General features: G+C 63.2%; 17 protein-coding genes and 1 pseudogene. 17 read left to right on the top strand and 1 reads right to left on the bottom strand.

The window, feature by feature from the left end; genetic code table 11:
* Positions 1-580 precede the first annotated feature (580 nt).
* From BTW07_RS11380 to BTW07_RS11310, 15 genes and pseudogenes are all read left to right on the top strand, one after another.
* Complete coding sequence (locus tag BTW07_RS11380) at positions 581-2,392, top strand: acyl-CoA dehydrogenase C-terminal domain-containing protein (RefSeq protein ID WP_075570298.1); 1,812 nt, start codon at positions 581-583, stop codon at positions 2,390-2,392.
* 362 nt (positions 2,393-2,754) lie between these two features.
* Positions 2,755-4,074, top strand: a complete 1,320-nt coding sequence (gene urtA / locus BTW07_RS11375) for an urea ABC transporter substrate-binding protein (protein WP_075570297.1) — start codon at positions 2,755-2,757, stop codon at positions 4,072-4,074.
* A 91-nt stretch (positions 4,075-4,165) separates the two neighbouring features.
* Positions 4,166-5,824 carry an urea ABC transporter permease subunit UrtB gene (urtB, locus tag BTW07_RS11370; protein ID WP_075570296.1) on the top strand — a complete coding sequence of 553 codons (1,659 nt, stop codon included), beginning with the start codon at positions 4,166-4,168 and terminating at the stop codon, positions 5,822-5,824.
* The gene (gene urtC / locus BTW07_RS11365; RefSeq protein WP_075570295.1) at positions 5,821-6,939 is read left to right on the top strand and encodes an urea ABC transporter permease subunit UrtC; all 1,119 of its coding nucleotides are present in this window, start codon (positions 5,821-5,823) and stop codon (positions 6,937-6,939) included. The genes urtB and urtC overlap by 4 nt, the downstream gene beginning before the upstream one ends.
* Positions 6,936-7,796, top strand: coding sequence for an urea ABC transporter ATP-binding protein UrtD (gene urtD, locus BTW07_RS11360; protein WP_075570294.1), 861 nt, complete (start codon positions 6,936-6,938; stop codon positions 7,794-7,796). The genes urtC and urtD overlap by 4 nt, the downstream gene beginning before the upstream one ends.
* The gene (urtE, locus tag BTW07_RS11355; protein ID WP_075570293.1) at positions 7,796-8,506 is read left to right on the top strand and encodes an urea ABC transporter ATP-binding subunit UrtE; all 711 of its coding nucleotides are present in this window, start codon (positions 7,796-7,798) and stop codon (positions 8,504-8,506) included. The genes urtD and urtE overlap by 1 nt, the downstream gene beginning before the upstream one ends.
* Positions 8,503-9,426: an urease accessory protein UreD gene (locus tag BTW07_RS11350; RefSeq protein ID WP_075570292.1), complete on the top strand. Its 924-nt coding sequence runs from the start codon at positions 8,503-8,505 to the stop codon at positions 9,424-9,426. Before urtE ends, BTW07_RS11350 begins: the two co-directional genes overlap by 4 nt.
* Positions 9,427-9,546: 120 nt before the next feature.
* A complete protein-coding gene (locus BTW07_RS11345) occupies positions 9,547-9,849 on the top strand; it encodes an urease subunit gamma (protein ID WP_075570291.1) in 303 nt (100 codons plus the stop codon).
* A 9-nt stretch (positions 9,850-9,858) separates the two neighbouring features.
* Positions 9,859-10,161: pseudogene (locus BTW07_RS11340) on the top strand (urease subunit beta); the annotation flags it as partial.
* A gap of 137 nt (positions 10,162-10,298) precedes the next feature.
* A complete protein-coding gene (gene ureC / locus BTW07_RS11335) occupies positions 10,299-12,005 on the top strand; it encodes an urease subunit alpha (protein ID WP_075570289.1) in 1,707 nt (568 codons plus the stop codon).
* A gap of 91 nt (positions 12,006-12,096) precedes the next feature.
* Complete coding sequence (gene ureE, locus BTW07_RS11330; protein ID WP_075570288.1) at positions 12,097-12,651, top strand: urease accessory protein UreE; 555 nt, start codon at positions 12,097-12,099, stop codon at positions 12,649-12,651.
* A 39-nt stretch (positions 12,652-12,690) separates the two neighbouring features.
* On the top strand, positions 12,691-13,341 hold the full coding sequence (locus tag BTW07_RS11325) for an urease accessory protein UreF (protein WP_083941788.1): 651 nt from the start codon (positions 12,691-12,693) through the stop codon (positions 13,339-13,341).
* A gap of 26 nt (positions 13,342-13,367) precedes the next feature.
* On the top strand, positions 13,368-14,030 hold the full coding sequence (ureG, locus tag BTW07_RS11320; protein ID WP_075570286.1) for an urease accessory protein UreG: 663 nt from the start codon (positions 13,368-13,370) through the stop codon (positions 14,028-14,030).
* 31 nt (positions 14,031-14,061) lie between these two features.
* Positions 14,062-14,667: a HupE/UreJ family protein gene (locus BTW07_RS11315; protein WP_075570285.1), complete on the top strand. Its 606-nt coding sequence runs from the start codon at positions 14,062-14,064 to the stop codon at positions 14,665-14,667.
* Between the two features lie 138 nt (positions 14,668-14,805).
* Positions 14,806-15,243 (top strand): hypothetical protein, encoded by a 438-nt coding sequence (locus BTW07_RS11310; RefSeq protein ID WP_075570284.1) that lies wholly within the window; start codon positions 14,806-14,808, stop codon positions 15,241-15,243.
* 111 nt (positions 15,244-15,354) lie between these two features.
* Here the strand turns inward: BTW07_RS11310 and BTW07_RS11305 are convergent, their stop codons facing one another.
* Positions 15,355-16,179 (bottom strand): DUF1206 domain-containing protein, encoded by an 825-nt coding sequence (locus BTW07_RS11305; protein WP_075570283.1) that lies wholly within the window; start codon positions 16,177-16,179, stop codon positions 15,355-15,357.
* 301 nt (positions 16,180-16,480) lie between these two features.
* On the opposite strand from BTW07_RS11305, the gene BTW07_RS11300 reads away from it, so the two are divergent.
* Both BTW07_RS11300 and BTW07_RS11295 read left to right on the top strand, forming a co-directional pair.
* Complete coding sequence (locus tag BTW07_RS11300; protein ID WP_075570282.1) at positions 16,481-16,711, top strand: hypothetical protein; 231 nt, start codon at positions 16,481-16,483, stop codon at positions 16,709-16,711.
* Positions 16,701-18,176: a sodium:solute symporter family protein gene (locus BTW07_RS11295; RefSeq protein ID WP_075570281.1), complete on the top strand. Its 1,476-nt coding sequence runs from the start codon at positions 16,701-16,703 to the stop codon at positions 18,174-18,176. Before BTW07_RS11300 ends, BTW07_RS11295 begins: the two co-directional genes overlap by 11 nt.
* Positions 18,177-18,192 lie beyond the last annotated feature (16 nt).

The raw sequence follows: 18,192 nt of genomic DNA, 5'->3' as shown, positions 1-18,192 counted from the left end.
TATTCAGAGCCGCACTCGCTTAGCGAACGACGACGATTCCCTTGCGCTCCCTTGCGTCATTCGAGCGTCGTGCCAGATAGCGCTCGGCCTGCCAGGGAGAGCACTTAGTCTGGCGTATCCGCGGGAACACGCAAGTTTCCCAATTATCCTGAATCAAGTCGGGCCTTCCAACCGTCTGGGGGAGAAACTCCGGGTTTTCGCAGATTTATCTGGCAAAAGGTGGTGTCGACGTCGACTGTTACCGCTCGAATCGGTGACGGTAACGGCTGATCTGCTAGGTGCTGTCTGCAAAGTCGACGAGCAAAGGCAAGACCGGGGTGATTAGCTAAGGCAAAAACCGATCAAAGAGCGGGGTTTACGCGGTGTCAATGAGCATGTTACCCGCTCTGCTCGCCCTTCGGGCCGTCCTTCGAACGTTCTGAACATTGTTCAGTGAGTCGATTTTTAACGCCGCATGGGCGAGCGCAGGCAGTTTTCAGACAGGGCCTAGACCAAGGTCAGAGTGAAGTGGAGCGCCGTTCTCGCCTATAGTCGCAACCAGTATTGAAACGAATGTTTGAAAGGCATCGGGAGAGTTCGAATGGCCGACTATCGTGCACCGCTCAACGACATGCGCTTCATTCGCGATGAGGTGTTCAACGCCGAGCGGGAGTGGCAAGAGATGCCAGCGACCGCCGAGTTGAACGCAGAACTCGCCGATGCCGTGCTGGAAGAGGCAGGGCGTCTCGTCGAGGCGGAACTGTTCCCGCTCAACCAGAGCGGGGACGCCGAGGGGTGTCGTTTCGAGGGCGGCGAGGTGACGACACCGACCGGGTTTCGCGCGGCATTCCAGGAGCTGGCCGGTGGCGGATGGTGTGGTCTGGGGGGCAATCTCGAGCACGGGGGGCAAGGCTTGCCGAAATTGCTGACCCAAGCCTTCGACGAGATGCTCTATGCCAGCAACGCCGGCTTCGCCCTCTACCTGTCGCTCAACAACGGCGCGGGGCTATTGCTCGATGCCTACGCCGACGAAACGACCAAGGCGCTCTATTTGCCGCGCCTTTACGCCGGGGAGTGGCTGGGCACCATGTGTCTGACCGAGCCGCATTGCGGCACCGACCTGGGACTGATCAGAACGCGCGCCGTGCCCGAGGAGAACGGTCGGTACGCCATCACCGGGAGCAAGATCTGGATCACCGGCGGTGAGCATGATCTGACCGAGAATGTCGCCCATCTGGTGCTGGCCAAACTGCCGGATGCACCGGCGGGCGCCAAGGGTATCTCGCTGTTTCTGGTACCCAAGCGGCAAGTGCTCGAGAACGGCTCGCTGGGGGGAGCAAACGGCGTGGTCTGCGGCGGGCTCGAGCACAAGATGGGCATCAAGGGCAGCGCCACCTGCGTGATGCATTTCGAAGCCGCCGAGGGGATCTTGATCGGCGAGCCCCATCAAGGGCTGGCCACCATGTTCACCATGATGAACTACGAGCGACTCTCGATCGGCATACAGGGCCTGGGATTGGGCGACGTCGCCTACCAGAGCGCGATGGCTTTCGCCAGCGAGCGTCGTCAGAGCCGCGCCCCCGGCGGTGCCGTCGAACCTGACCAGGCCGCGGATCCGATTCTGGTGCATCCCGATGTGCGACGCATGGCGCTCAATGTTCGCGCCTGGAATGAAGGCGGGCGGCTGTTCGCGGCTTTCGTGGCACGTGAGCTCGATCGTGCCAAGCATCATCCCGATGCCGGGATGCGGGAAGTGGCGGCGGATATGGTGGCGCTGCTGACGCCGGTGGCCAAGGCTTTCCTGACCGATCGCGGCTTCGCGGCGACGGTGGAATCGCAGCAGATCTATGGTGGCAGTGGATACTGTGTCGAGTGGGGCGCCGAACAGTTCGTGCGTGATGCCCGAATCGCGATGATCTACGAGGGCACCAACGGCATTCAGGCGATGGATCTGGTCGGGCGCAAGCTGGTACGCAACCAGGGCGCCTACGTGGAGCGTCTGGCCGAGCAGATATGCGCCGATCTCGACGACAGCGATGACGGGCACGAGATCGACGCTTCGGCCTTGCGATCTTTCAGAGAAGCCGTCGAGCGCGAGCTGGCACGATTCGAGCGCGTCAGCGAAGCGCTGATCGAGGCTGCCAAGGCGGATCCGGCCGCCGCGGGCGCCGCGGCTCATGATTACCTGCAGTTGCTGGGCTATACGGTTTACAGCTGGATGTGGTGGAAAGCGGCTCGCGCAGCGCAGCGCGGTCTGGCTCGGCAGGGAGCTGCCGGTGAAGATTTCTATCGGACCAAGTTGATCGTGGGGCAACATTTTCTGACGCGCCAGCTGCCGCAGGCCGAGTCGTTGGAACGTCAAATCGCTGCCGGTCCATCAGGATTGATGGCACTGGAGGCATCGCACTTCTGAAACTTCCGAGGGCATCGACAACGATCGGCTCGATGGAACGGTTTCTGCACTCTTATGGAGCGCCCGCTGACAGCGGGCGCTTTTTTATGTCCATGACGGTGCATCGGGTCAGCGATAGGTGAAGGGCCTGCACCACGAAAGAAAATCGGCGGGCGGCAGCCGACGTCTATTTGCACCAATAAAGGCCGTTTAACCCATATTTCCTACGGTTTCCCGGTTTTTGTATACAGGATTGCCGCAGTCACCAATCAAGGCACGGAAAATGCATTGGGTTTATCCGATCAAGTTCCGCGCCTGAGGCGCGGGTGTCCACGATCGTCAGGCCGATCACCAAAGGTCATGACCAGGACCAGGAGAATCCAATGACAACAATATCCCTTCGCAAGTTGATTGCCGGTTCCAGCATCGCGCTGGGGCTGGCCGGTTTCGGTAGTACCGCCCTTGCCCAGGATGCGGCGCAGGATGAAGGCCCGATCCGGGTCGGCATACTGCACTCGCTGTCGGGCACCATGGCGATCAGCGAGTCGACGCTCAAGGACGAAATGCTGATGCTGATCGACAAGCAGAACGCGGCGGGAGGCCTGCTGGGTCGCCAATTGGAGCCGGTGGTGATGGATCCGGCCTCGGACTGGTCGCTCTATGCCGAACAGGCGCGCGACATGTTGACCGGCGACGATCATGTCGACGTGATCTTCGGCAACTGGACTTCCGCATCCCGCAAGGCCGTCTTGCCGGTCGTCGAAGAGCTCGACGGGCTGCTGTTCTATCCGGTCCAGTACGAAGGCGAAGAGTCCTCCGAGAATATCTTCTACACCGGTGCCGCGCCCAATCAGCAGGCGATTCCGGCGGTCGATTACCTGATGAGCCAGGGTGTCGAACGCTGGGCGCTGCTGGGTACCGACTACGTCTACCCACGCACGACCAACAAGATTCTGGAAGCCTATCTCAAGGCGAATGGCGTCGCGGATGACGACATCATGATCAACTACACACCGTTCGGTTTCAGCGACTGGCAGTCGATCGTCTCGCAGGTCAAGGATTTCGGCAGTCAGGGCAAGAAGACCGCGGTGGTATCGACCATCAACGGCGATGCCAACGTGCCGTTCTACAACGAGCTCGCCAATCAGGGCATTTCGGCAGGCGACATTCCCGTCGTGGCGTTCTCGGTGGGTGAGCAGGAGTTGACCGGTATCGACACTGCACCGTTGGTCGGACACATGGCGGCATGGAACTACTTCATGAGCGTCGACAGCGATGCCAACTATGACTTCATCGATGACTGGGTCGCTTATACCGGCAATGACGAAGCGGTGACCAACGATCCGATGGAAGCGCACTACATCGGCTTCAACATGTGGGTGCAGGCGGTCGAGAAAGCCGGGACCACCGACGTCGACGCGGTCAAGGATTCGATCATCGGTGTGACCGTGCCCAATCTGTCCGGCGGTGCCTCGACGATGATGCCCAACCACCACATCACCAAACCGGTGATGATCGGCGAGATCCAGGACGACGGTCAGTTCAGCGTGGTCTGGCGCACGCCGACGACCGTCGCCGGCGACGCCTGGTCGGACTATCTGCCGGATTCCAGGAACCTGATCAGCGACTGGAGAGCCCCGCTACGCTGCGGCAAGCTCGACGTCGAATCGATGACCTGCGAAGACGGCCCGGGGGCCGAATAACGCCAGGCCGCCGGCATTCGGACGGGCGTCGGCGGCAGTGGGCAGAACCTGGGTCTGGCGCCGCATCGGAAGGCGGTGTCGAGGAACGAACATGATCAAGATTGAACACTCGGCAGGCCGTTCGCCAACGCGCCTGCTGGCGCACTCCCTGCTGCTGTGCCTGTTGATGGCATGGGGCTCGTGCCTCAGTCAGACGGCTGCGGCCGCCCTCGGCGAGCCACAGACGGAAGCGCTGTCGAAGGCCGAACCGCAGGCGCTGCTCGAAGCGCTCGATACGGGCAATTTTCGGGCCAAGGGTGACGCTGCTCAGGCCATCGCGGACAGCGATGCCGAGCAGAAAACGCGCTGGCTGCAGGCGCTGCTCGATGGGCGCCTGGGCAAGGAGCGTCGTGGTGAGCGCTTCTACATCATTACCGACGACAGTGGCCGCGAGTGGCCGATCATCGACGCCATCACGTTCGAGGATGCCGGTAGCGGCACCCGGCGCACGGTCGATGTCTTCAGGATCAACAATGACCTGCGGACCCGGATTCGAGGGCTGCTGGCTTCGCTTTCCCTGAGTGCCGGCGACGAAGCGTCCCGGCTTTCAGCGGCCAAGCGGCTGATCGGCGAGATCTCGGCGGAAAACGCCGCCAGCGTGCGCAAGATGCGCGACGACGAGAAAAGTCCCTCGGTTCGCGATCAGCTCGATATCGGTCTGGCGCTCTTCGAGGTGCAGCAGGGCGACGCCAAGGCGCTCGACACGCTACGCGGCAATCTCGATACCCGGGTGCGCAATACGCTGGCGCCGATCGCCGCCGGCGATTCGGCACTCGCTGCCGAGGCCCAGGCGGTCCTCGGTGGCATCGAGAGCAAACGCGCCTGGTACGACCGCGCGCAGACGCTGTTCTTCGGCCTCAGCGCCGGTTCGATTCTGGTACTGGCGGCGATCGGCCTGGCGATCACGTTCGGTGTCATGGGCGTGATCAACATGGCCCACGGCGAGCTGATCATGATCGGCGCCTATACCACCTGGATGATTCAGCAGGCCTTGCCGGGTCAGCCGGGTCTGGCGCTGGCGCTGGCGATTCCCGGCGGCTTTCTGGTCGCCGGCGCGTTCGGGGTGGCGATCGAGCGCACGGTGATCCGCTTTCTCAAGGGGCGCCCGTTGGAGACACTGCTGGCCACCTTCGGCCTCAGTCTCATTCTGCAGCAGCTGGTACGCAGCGTGTTCTCGCCGCTCAACCGCCGCGTGACATCGCCGGACTGGCTGCAAGGGGCATGGCAGATCAACGAGGCGCTGTCGCTGACGCTCAACCGTCTGGCGGTGCTGCTCTTCTGCCTGGTGGTCTTCGCCGGGCTCTGGGCGCTGATGCGCCATACCCGGCTTGGACTGGAAGTGCGTGCGGTGACCCAGAATCGGGCGATGGCGCGCGCCATGGGCGTGCGCGCCACTCGCGTCGATATGCTGACATTCGGTCTGGGGGCGGGGGTCGCCGGCCTTGCCGGCGTCGCCCTATCCCAGCTCACCAACGTCGGTCCCAATCTGGGACAAGGCTATATCGTCGACTCCTTCCTGGTCGTGGTCTTCGGCGGCGTGGGCAATCTATGGGGGACGCTGGTCGCCGGCATGTCGCTCGGCGTCATCAATCAGGTATTGCAGCCTTGGGTGGGCGCGGTGCTGGCCAAGATCATCGTGCTGGTCGGCGTGATCCTGTTCATTCAGAAGCGTCCACAGGGCATCTTCCCACCCAAGGGGCGGACCTCATGACGATGACCGACAACCTGGAGCGGCGCGATCGGTCGCGTCAGGCGTTTCTCTCCCGCTCGACACTGTTCACCAGCGCGGCGTTGATCGGCGCCATGCTGGTGGTGCTGATATTGAACGCGCTGCCGGCTTCGAGCGCGCTGCACGTCAGCGGGGCGACCGTCTCGCTGCTCGGCAAGTATTTCACCTACATGCTGCTGGCCCTGGCGGTGGATCTGATCTGGGGCTATCTCGGCATTCTGAGTCTCGGGCACGGTGCCTTCTTTGCCCTGGGCGGCTACGCCATGGGGCTTTATCTCAATGCCCAGACGTCGCCGTTGGCCGGCTGGCAATCGCTCATGAGTCATTTTCCGGTGGCGGCGCTGGCGGTCCTGCTGGCACCGGGATTGCTGGCGCTGGTGTTCGGCTGGCTGACATTTCGCTCGCGGGTGACCGGGGTCTATTTCTCGATCATTACCCAGGCGCTGACCTTCGCGCTGATGCTGGCGTTCAATCGCAACGAGATGGGCATGGGCGGCAGCACCGGGCTGACTCGCTTCTACGAGCTGCTGGGCTTTTCGCTGGCGAGCGAGGGCATGACCGTGGCGCTATTCCTGGCATCCGGCATCGCCGTACTGCTGGCGTTCTGGCTATGCCGGGCGATCACCGTCTCGCGGCTCGGGCGGGTCAGCATGGCGACGCGCGATGCCGAAGCCCGGGTCCGTTTCATCGGCTATCGGGTCGATCACGTCAAACTGGCACTGTTCGTGGTGTCGGCGATGATCGCCGGCGTCGCGGGTGCGCTTTACGTGCCGCAGGTCGGCATCATCAATCCCAGTACCTTCGCGCCGCTGTTCTCGATCGAGGTGGTGGTGTGGGTGGCGCTCGGCGGGCGGGCCACGCTCTACGGCGCCTTGCTGGGCGCGCTGGCGGTCAATTACCTGAAAACGGTGCTGACCGGGGCGATGCCGGATGCCTGGCTATTCATCCTTGGCGGCCTGTTCGTGCTGGTGACGATGTTGCTGCCGCAGGGCATCGCCGGGGTGATCTCGAAGTGGCGGGGAGAGGGGCATCGAAGAGGGGAGGGAAAGGGGCGCGGGAGTGGCGAAGTGCCAGCACGACAGGAGGTGAGTGCATGAGCCTCATCGATAGCACGCGCGTCGACAGGTTGCGGGAACTCGCGCGACCGGATCGGGTGTTCGATTTCATGGCCCCGGCGCAGTCACCGGTGGATGTTCGTCACGGGCCGATTCTCTACCTGGAGGACGTCAGCGTCAGCTTCGACGGCTTCCGGGCCATCAATCAGCTCGATCTGACCATCGACGACGGCGAACTGCGCTGCATCATCGGCCCCAACGGGGCAGGCAAGACGACGATGATGGACATCATCACCGGCAAGACCCGGCCGGATCACGGTCAGGTCTGGTTCGGCAGCCGCCACAACCTGCTGACGCTGGACGAACCGCAGATCGCCAACCTGGGGGTCGGCCGCAAGTTTCAGAAACCGACGGTGTTCGAAGCGCTCGACGTGACCGAGAATCTGGAACTGGCGATGGCCGGTGACCGGCGAGTCTGGAAGACCTTGCTGGCGAGGCTCGATCGGGAAGGTCAGGCCCGCATCGACGAAGTGCTCGAGACGATCGGCCTGACCGCGGCGCGATACCGCCTGGCCGGGGTGTTGTCGCACGGTCAGAAACAGTGGCTCGAGATCGGCATGTTGCTGATGCAGCGGCCACGACTGCTGCTGGTCGACGAGCCCGTTGCCGGCATGACCGAACCGGAGATGCATCGCACCGCCGACCTGCTGACACGCCTCGCCGGACAGCAATCGGTGGTCGTGGTCGAACACGACATGGGCTTCGTGCGCGCGATCGCCCGGCGGGTCACGGTTCTGCATCAGGGTAGCGTGCTGGCGGAAGGCACGATGGACGAGGTCGCCAGCGACCCGCGGGTGATCGAGGTCTATCTCGGTGGTGGCGACGAGGAGGCGGCCTGATGCTGCGTGTCGACAAGCTCAATCAGTACTACGGAGAGAGCCACATTCTCCGCGACCTGTCGCTCGAGGTCCCAGCGGGTCGCTGCACCTGCGTCATGGGACGTAACGGCGTCGGCAAGACGACGCTGCTCAAGACCATCATGGGTGAGGTCGCCGCCCGTGATGGCGCCATTCACTACGATGGCGAAGACCTGCTCGAGCGGCGACCCGAGGCGCGCGCCGGGCTGGGGATCGGCTACGTGCCGCAGGGCCGTCAGATTTTTGCCACGCTCTCGGTCGAAGAGAACCTGCGCATCGGCCTGCCGTCGCGGCGCGTTCACGGTCCGGAGAAACGGCGTGGCAGGATTCCCGAGCGCATCTACCAGCTGTTTCCGGTGCTCAGGGAGATGCGCTATCGTCGAGGCGGTGACCTTTCCGGCGGTCAGCAGCAGCAGCTGGCCATCGGCCGGGCGCTGGTGCTCGACCCGAGGCTGTTGATTCTGGACGAACCGGGCGAGGGCATTCAGCCCAATATCGTCGCCCAGATCGGCGAAGTGATCCGGCGTCTCAATCGCGAGGATGGCCTGACCGTGTTGCTGGTCGAACAGAAGCTTCCCTTTGCCCGCCAGTATGCCGACGGTTTCATGATCATGGATCGCGGGCAGACGGCGGCCGAAGGCGACATTGGCGAACTGAGTGACGATTTGATCAAGCGACATCTGACAGTATGACGGCGGAGACTGCACGCCATTGGCAAGCCGCTCCGGTGGATTCGGGCCATCGATTCGACGCGACCCGGCGATGGGACGCATCGCTGTCGCTGGAGTTCGCCGCGCGCGCCACGGACGCGGACTCGAGGATGCGTACCCGGCTGACCCGCGCGCGTCATCACGGACCGCTGCGGGTGCAGCGGCCGTTCTATCCGGAGCCGCGCCTGGCCGGCCAGGCCGATCCCTGTCACGTCTACCTGCTCCACCCGCCGGGCGGGCTGGTCAGCGGCGACGCCTTGAAGATCGACGCGACCGTCGCGCCGATGGCGCATGCCGTCTTGACCACGCCGGCGGCAACCAAGCTCTATCGCGCGGACAGTCGCGGCGTGGTCTGGTCGCAGACCAACCGGTTGGAGGTGGAGGATGGCGGAGTGCTGGAGTGGCTGCCGCAGGAGACGATCGCCTTCGACGGTTCGCGAGGCGAGCAACGCACCGATATCGACTTGCACGGAAGCGCCCGCTGCCTGGGGTGGGAAATCATGGCGCTGGGACGCCCGGCCAGCCATCTGCCGTTCGAGAGCGGCCGCATCGAACAGCGCTTTCAGTTGACCCACGACGGACGACCGCTGTGGATCGAGCGGCAACCGCTGGATCCGATGCATCCGCGTTTTACGGGTCGTTGGGGGCAGGGGGGCGCGACGGTGCAGGCGACGCTGTGGGCGGCCGGGCTGAACGACCTGCGGCAAGCCGTGGACAACCTGCGCGACGCGATACCCGCTGCCGGAAACTGGGCTGTCACCCAGCGTCACGGCGTCCTGCTGCTGCGCTATCTGGGCGATTCGCGCAACGAGGCGTGGGCGCTGTGTCGCGCTGCGTGGCAAGCGATCCGGCCGCTGATGATCGCTCGCGACGCTTGCGAGCCCCGAATCTGGCGAACGTGAACCGAGACGGGGACCGGGCGCGTCATGACGGAGCGGGACAACACGTCTTTTTTATCGCTCCCCGAAGCCGCTTTGCGTGATCCACCAAAGCTGGAGCGGGGATACAATCAGGATATCGATATGGAACTGACACCCCGAGACAAAGACAAACTGCTGCTGTTCAGTGCCGCGCAGCTGGCCGAACGGCGCCGTGCGCGCGGGCTGAAGCTTAACTACCCGGAAGCGATGGCGCTGATCAGCTTCGAGATCCTGGAGGGTGCCCGCGATGGGCGCAGTGTGGCGGACCTGATGAGCTTCGGGCGTGAAATCCTGACTCGTGAAGATGTCATGGACGGTGTCGCCGAGATGATTCAGGAAGTGCAGGTCGAGGCCACCTTTCCCGACGGTACCAAACTGGTCACCGTGCATGGTCCTATCGTTTGAGGTTTGCTGATGATTCCCGGTGAAATGCAGATTCAGGACGGCGAGATCGAGCTCAATGCCGGTCTCGAGACGATCACGCTGGATGTCGCCAATACCGGTGACCGGCCGATTCAGGTCGGCTCCCACTATCACTTCGCCGAGACCAACCCGGCGCTGACCTTCGATCGGGATGCGGCTCGGGGATATCGACTCGACGTGCCGGCGGGCTCGGCAATTCGCTTCGAACCGGGCCAGACCCGTGAGGTGACGCTGGTGCCCTACCTCGGCGAGCGTCGTGTCTATGGCTTCCGCGGTGAGGTCATGGGGCCGCTGCTATCCAGTGCGTCGCTTTCTAATGCGCCCGCGCCCGCAGCCGCGCAAACTAACGCGCCCTCAGCCGCGCATACTAACGCGCCCGCAGCCGCGCGAAGAGTGCGCGATGATAATGGCGACGAAGGGGAAACGAACTGATGGTCAAGATCACCCGGCAGGCGTATGCGGACATGTACGGCCCGACCGTCGGCGATCGAGTGCGCCTCGCCGATACCGAACTGTGGATCGAGGTCGAGCGCGATGCCACGGTCTACGGCGACGAGGTCAAGTTCGGCGGTGGCAAGGTGATCCGTGACGGCATGGGTCAGAGTCAGCGCGTGGATGACAGTGTCATGGACACGGTGATCACCAATGCGCTGATTCTCGACTGGTGGGGCGTGATCAAGGCGGACGTGGGTCTGCAGAAAGGGCGGATCGCGGCGATCGGCAAGGCGGGCAATCCGGACGTGCAGCCCGGCGTCGACATCGTCATCGGTCCTGGCACCGAGATCATCGCCGGCGAAGGCAAGATACTGACCGCCGGGGGGATCGATGCGCATATCCATTTCATCTGCCCGCAGCAGGTCGAAGAGGCGTTGATGAGCGGCGTGACGACGATGCTCGGCGGTGGCACCGGCCCCGCCACCGGCACCAACGCCACGACCTGCACGCCGGGCGAGTGGCATCTCGGCAAGATGCTGCAGGCGATCGACACGCTGCCGATGAACATCGGCTTGCTCGGCAAGGGCAACGCCAGTCTGCCTGAAGCGCTGGAAGCGCAGATCGTCGCCGGCGCGATCGGACTCAAACTGCATGAGGACTGGGGCACGACCCCGGCATCGATCGACAACTGCCTGAGCGTGGCAGAAAGATACGATGTCCAGGTCGCGATCCACACCGATACGCTCAACGAATCCGGTTTCGTCGAAGATACGCTGGCGGCATTCAAGGAGCGTGGCATTCACACTTATCATACCGAGGGGGCAGGGGGGGGCCACGCACCGGACATCATTACCGCCTGCTCGAAAGACTACGTGCTGCCGTCGTCGACCAACCCGACCCGCCCTTACACCGTCAATACCATCGACGAGCACCTCGATATGCTGATGGTGTGTCACCATCTCGATCCGAACATTCCGGAAGACGTGGCTTTCGCCGACTCGCGCATTCGGCGCGAGACCATTGCCGCCGAGGATATCCTCCACGACATGGGCGTGATCTCGATGATTTCGTCCGACTCCCAGGCGATGGGCCGGGTCGGCGAGGTGGTCTGTCGCACCTGGCAAACGGCGCACAAGATGAAAGTCCAGCGCGGCCTGTTGCCGGAAGACGAAGCGATGGGCGCGGACAACTTCCGCGCTCGACGTTATATTGCCAAGTACACCATCAATCCGGCGCTGACCCACGGCATCGGTCATGAGGTGGGCTCCGTCGAGGTGGGCAAACTGGCGGATCTGGTGCTGTGGAATCCCGCGTTCTTCGGAGTCAAACCGGCGCTGATCATCAAGGGCGGGATGATTGCGGCCGCGCCGATGGGTGACGCCAATGCCTCGATCCCGACGCCGCAACCGGTCCATTATCGGCCGATGTTCGGTGCATTCGGCAAGGCCGCCAGTGCCACGCGCTTCAGTTTCGTCAGCCAGGCGGCGCTGGATGCCGGCATCAAGGCCCGACTGGGGCTGGAAAGTGAACTCGTCGCCGTCAGACAGGTGCGCGGTGTGCGCAAGAAAGATATGAAGCTCAACGATGCCTGTCCGCATCTGACCGTCGATCCGCAGACGTATGAAGTTCATGCCGACGGGGAACTTCTGACCTGTGAACCGGCGACAGAGTTACCGCTGGCCCAGCGTTATCACCTTTTTTGATTCGACCATTCATCCGCCGGCCGGGCACTTTTTCGGTTATCTATGGGGTCATCCAGAATGTCCGGTGTCGGCCATCACGAGGCAGACAGATATGTGGGAACTGACTGAAAGACTGGAGGCAACGTCCGACGCCGATGCCGTCGATAGCGTGACGTTGCCGTTCGAACTGCGCATGCGTGGGCGACTGAAGACGACGAGCGATGGCGGCCGCGAGATCGGCCTGTTTCTGGACCGAGGCCCAGTGCTGCGCGACGGAGCGCTTTTACGGGCCGAGACGGGCGAGATCGTCGCGGTCCGTGCGGCTGACGAACCGGTCGTGACGGCATCGATCTCGTCCGGTCTGGCGCTGGCCAGGCTCTGCTACCACCTGGGCAACCGTCACGTCCAGCTGGCGATCGGTCACGACGACGAGGGTGGCTGGGTACGGTTTCCGCCGGATCATGTGCTCGAAGCGCTGGCGGCGAGGCTGGGCGCGACGCTCGAACGCCACCGGGCACCGTTCGATCCCGAGCCCGGCGCCTACGCCGAGGGGCTGGGTCACGGCCATGGTCATGGTCACGATCACGGCCCAGCGGAGAGTCACGCCCAGGTTTACGATTTCCAGCGTCACCTGTCCCATCGTCATGGCCACAAGCATGAGCATTGACACGTGCTAGCCGTGCCGACACAGGATCCACTGGCGCTGATGGGGTTGATGCAACTGGTCAGCCCGGCATTGCCGATCGGCGCTTTCGCCTGGTCTCAGGGACTGGAGAGCGCCTTCGAACTGGAGTGGGTGACCGACGAGGAGACTCTGCAAGCTTGGCTGTCCGGCGTTCTGGCGGATGGCCTGACGGTTTGTGAATTGCCGGTCCTGGGCAGGCTTCATGCGGGCTGGGTGAGAGAGGATCGGGACGCGCTACAGCACTGGAACGACTGGCTCCAGGCCAATCGCGAAACTGCCGAGCTGGCGGAAGAAGACCTGCGGCTGGGCCAGGCGCTGGCCCGTCTGCTGGGCGATCTCGAGCTGTCGCCGGCTTCCGGCTGGTTACCGCAGCGACCTGCCTACGTCACGCTGTTTGCGTGGCTGGCCCGCCAGCGGGGTATTGCCGTCGCCGACGCCCAGCTCGGCTTTGCCTGGGCGTGGCTCGAGAATCAGCTCGCGGCCGCCTGCAAGACGCTGCCGCTGGGGCAGACGGCGGCACAGCGGCTGATCGAGCGGCTGCGTCCCGAATTGGTCAGGGCAGTGGCTGCGGCCAACGCTTTGTCGGATACCGAGCTGGGCCCCGTGCTGCCGGGGCTGGCGCTGGCAAGTGCTCTGCATGAGACACAGTATTCGCGGCTGTTTCGCAGCTGAAGGATGGCAAGGAGGAGGTGAGTACGATGAAACACTGTTTACGCGTCGGTGTCGGTGGCCCGGTAGGGTCCGGGAAGACGGCGTTACTCAAGCAGCTCTGTCTGGCGCTGCGCGAACACTACGATATCGCGGTGGTGACCAACGATATCTACACCCGCGAGGATGCCGACTTTCTATTGCGTCACGATGCGCTGGCGGCGGACCGGATCATCGGTGTGGAGACCGGCGGCTGCCCGCATACCGCGATCCGCGAGGACGCCTCGATGAACCTGGCGGCGATCGACGATCTTCATGCCCGTCATCCGGATCTGGAACTGGTGCTGGTGGAATCCGGCGGTGACAATCTGGCGGCCACTTTCAGCCCGGAGCTGTCGGATTTGACGCTCTACGTGATCGACGTGTCCGCCGGCGACAAGATCCCTCGAAAAGGCGGGCCGGGCATCACCAAGTCGGACCTGCTGATCATCAACAAGATCGACATCGCCGACTATGTTCACGCGTCGCTCGAGGTCATGGAGCGTGATGCCAAGAAGATGCGGGGCGAACGCCCCTTCGTGTTTACCAACCTGCACGATGGTGTCGGTGCCGAAACCATCGTTCGCTTCATTCTCGACCGTGGCATGTTGCCGGAGCGACGCGGCGACGCGTGTCGAGCCATCCAGGATCAAGCGCTGTTGACCGCCAACTGATTGGCACCCGCCCCATTCAAGGAGAACCATCATGACCTCGTCCGCTCTTGTTGCTCGTCGCCTGGCCTGGCTGGCTGCGCCCTTGACGCTGCTGGTCGCTTCGGCGGCCATGGCACATCCCGGACCGCTGCCGCATACCCACGGCGGCAGCTTTTTTGCCGGTTTGATGCATCCGCTATCGGGTCTCGATCACCTGCTGGCGATGCTGGCGATCGGGTTGTGGAGCTGTCGTCAGGCTCCGGCGCTGCGCCGTACCATGCCGCTGCTGATCGCGCTGGGCATGGTGGCCGGTGCCGGGCTCGCCTGGGCCGGGGTGCCGCTGCTTGGCGTCGAATTCGGTATCGCCTCCAGCGTTCTGCTGGCGGGGGTGTTGCTGGCCAGTCTGGTCAAATTGCCCAGTGCGCTGGGAGGATCGCTTGTCTTCGCGTTCATTCTGCTGCACGGCCACGCTCATGGCAGCGAGCTCGCACCGGGTGCGTCGGCGGCGCTCTACGCACTCGGTTTCGTCATGGCCAGCGTGGGTATCACGTTGGTGGGCCGTTTGACCGGTAGCTGGCTGATGCAGCGGGACAGCCGTTGGCTGCGCGGTATCGGTGCCGCGATCGCTGCCGCCGGCGGGGCACTGATGCTGAGCTGAGACTGTCGCATGATGGGGTGCTGCATCCGATATCGATACGCTGGCGTAAACACTGAAAGGCGGCCCCGGTCGTCTTGTTAGGGAAGACCTTGGAACGTGACGCCACGTTCGATCATGGATAACTGCAGGAGCTCCATCATGAAAATTTCCACGACTCGCCGTCTGTGTATCGCTACCGGTCTGGCACTGGCAACACTGAGTGGTGTGGCCATGGCGCAAAATGCCATCGACGACAGCGCGCCCAGTAGCAGCACTGATCAGATGGGCATGGCAAGCAAGGACAGCACCAATCGCGATGCGATGGTGAAGGGCATGCCGTCGCCAGCGCATCACTCCTCCCACAACGCGGCAATGGATGATAGTGCGCCCAATAGCACCAGTGACCAGATGGGCATGGCGAGCAAGGACAGTGCCAATCGCGATGCCATGATCCAAGGCAAGCCCGGGCACGGCGGCGCAGCAGCCGTTCAGCCGACGATGGATAATAGCGCGCCCATGAGTGGCAGCGATCAGGAAGGTGCCGCGGGCAAGGACTCCGTCAACAGTGAGCCGCTCAATACGGGGGCGCCTCAGTAAGGCGCCAGCTTGGCGACACCCGTTACCTTGCCTGGGCGGGCAAGTCGATGATTCGAGACCGCTTTCGCGGTCTCTTTTCTATCCGGACCCGTTGCATTTTTCGCGCTGTTGTCACGATCCATTCTTTGGATTCCTGACGCGGCGGTATCCAGCGTTGATGAAGCAGTACCCCCCATAGGCGATAAGGCCGACGGCCACCGCTCCCAGCAGCCAGTCACCGAAAGGTTGATGGGCTAGCAGATTCAGCGCGGCGCTAAGACCCTGGGCATCGCTGGGCGACAGACGCCACGCGGCCAGAGACAACAGCCCTCCGATCAGCAGGAAGGTAATGCCGCGGGCGGCCAGACCGAGGCGCGCGATACCCTCGAGCAAAGGCAGCGGGGGGTTCGGCCGGCTCTGCAGATGCCAGTTCTTGCGATAGGAGCGTTTCCAGGCGCGAATCAATTGATGAATGCCGACCCCGATGAAGATGAGACCGACGACCAACACCAGCCAGCGTCCACCGGGGACGCCCATCAGCCGTTCGGTGCCTTGGGATGATCCGCCGCTCTGAGATTGGGAGAGGCTCTGAAATATCAACGTGGTACATTGCCAGGCGAGCGTGGCATAGAGGCTCCCGCTGATCGCGAACCCGAGCCGCTGCAGCCAGCCCTTCCAGTCGTTGCCTTTGCGTTCGGTATCCCAGACTGCCTGGGCCAGACGCCATAAGACGTAGGCTGTCAGCCCCACGCCCATCAGCGCCAGCAGCACGCGGCCGAACGGCCATAGCGCAATCTTGCGGATGACATCCGACGCACCACTTTCACTGCCGCCGAGACCGATCGTGGTCAACAGCGCCAGCCAGCCGATCGTCAGATAGATGATCCCCTTGGCGACGTAGCCCGCCGATGCCGTATGTTGCAGCCATTCGCGCAGGCTGACGTGTTTTGTTTTCATGCCGTTCCCTGTCATTGATCGGCTACTAGCCTAGAAGAGAAAAACGCTTTGCGATATGACGGGGAGCCATCGGGTCTTGATGCGGTATGATTCCACGGCGCTGTGAGCAGTCAACGCCAGTACCGTCGGGGTTCAAGACCCTCGGCCGGGTGCCGACGCTTTCGAGTCCGGTGGCTAAATTCTTCGTCGCCAGGCTCTTTATGGCTTGTCCTTCACGGCTGGTTCTTCATGGCTGGTTCTTCACGGCGAAATTCAGAAACCGAGAGTTTCAACAGCTAGATTTCAAGGGCTAGGAACATTGATGAAACATTACGTCGTCCGTCCACGGTCGGGTAAGGGCTGGTTACTGACCCTGGCGTTCGTGGTGCTGATCGCCGCAGGAATATGGCCGGTGATCGGCCTGTTCAATCGAGCGCAGCCATGGCTGGGGCTGCCGCCGATCGCCGTATGGACCTATGTGATTGTGCTGGGGTGCTGGCTGGTCATGCTGATCGCCAATCGCTGTATCAAGGTGGCATCGCATGACGACTAGTCTATTGCCGCTGTGGATGACGCTGGGCTATATCGGTATCGCGCTGTTCATCGGTTTACGCGCTCGCGGTGGGCGTCTGATGGACAGTCTGGAGGAGTGGGGGGTGGCCGGGCGAAGCATGGGGCCGGTGACGCTCTATCTGCTGATCGCCGCCGGCAGCATCAGCGCCTACACCTTCATGGGCGCGCCCGGCTGGGCCTACAGCAAGGGCGTCGCCGTCTTCTACGTGGTGATCTATCTCTCCTATCTGGCGCTGGTGGCGTGGTATTGCGGCCCCAAGGTCTGGGCCTTCGGGCAGCGCTTCGGTCACGTTACCCAAGGCGCGGCGATCGCCGATCGCTATCAGAGCCCGCTGCTTGGCGGGCTGGCGGCACTGGTCATGTCGATTGGCTCGCTGGCCTATGCGGTTCTCCAGACCATCGGCTCGGCCTACATTCTGTCGGTGATGAGCGGTGGGCGAATTCCGGTCTGGGTCGGCGTGATCGTGATTCTGGGCGTCATCGCGATCTATCTCTACGTCAGTGGCCAGCGCGCCATCGGACTGACCAATGCCTTTCAGGGCATCCTGATGCTGGTCGTGGCCTGGACCGTGGGGCTGTGGGCGGCGCATCATGCCACCGGCGAACTGGGCTTCGCGGGCGTCTTCGAGCGGCTGGCCAACGAACGGCCCGACTTTCTGACCCTGCCGGGGGCCGATGGCAAGATGAGCTTCGCGTTCTGGACCACGTCGATCGTCGTGTCGATGCTGTCGTTCATGCCGCCGGTCTGGAGCCAGTGGATGAGCGCGCGCTCGGCCGCGACCATCCGGCGCAGTGCCACTTGGCTACCGACTTATTACATCGTCGTGCTGCCGATGGTGGTGGTGGGATTCATCGGCATCACCGCGTTGCCCAACCTGGGCCGGGCCGACACCGTGGCACTCGAATTTGCGCTGCAGAATCTGCCGAGCTGGCTGGTGGGGCTGCTGGGCGCGGGGACACTGGCCGCGGCCATGTCCTCCTGCGAGCCATTTCTACACTCGGTATCGATGGCTTATGCCAAGGACATCGCCCAGCCGCTGTTACGTCTCGACGACGCTACTACCGGTCGCCTCGCTCGCCGCCTGTTGATTCCGGTCATGGCGTTGATCGTGGCGCCGGTGGCGATCAGCGAGCCGAGCAATCTGGTGATGATCCTGCTGGTGGGTCTGGGATTCGCGACCCAGGTGTTGCCCGCGTTCATCGGCATGTTCCTGTGGACCCGTGCGTCCAGATGGGGCGTGCTGGTCGGGATCGTGAGCGGGTTCGGAGTGACCCTGGCGTTTACCCTGATCTGGCCCAACCCGCTAGGGGTTCACGCCGGGTTCTGGGGGTTGATGATCAACCTGCCGCTGTTCGTGATCGTCTCCTGCCTGACACCGCCGGTGCGGGACGATGTGGTGGAGCGCTTCTTTGCCATCAGCGCACCGCGGCGGCACAACGACTGAGTAGACTGGCTGCGCG

The sequence above is a fragment of the Salinicola socius genome, from assembly GCF_001937195.1.
In the GTDB taxonomy this organism is placed as follows: domain Bacteria; phylum Pseudomonadota; class Gammaproteobacteria; order Pseudomonadales; family Halomonadaceae; genus Salinicola; species Salinicola socius.
Note: the sequence above shows the minus strand (reverse complement) of the source record. Positions and strands in the feature narration are given on the sequence as shown.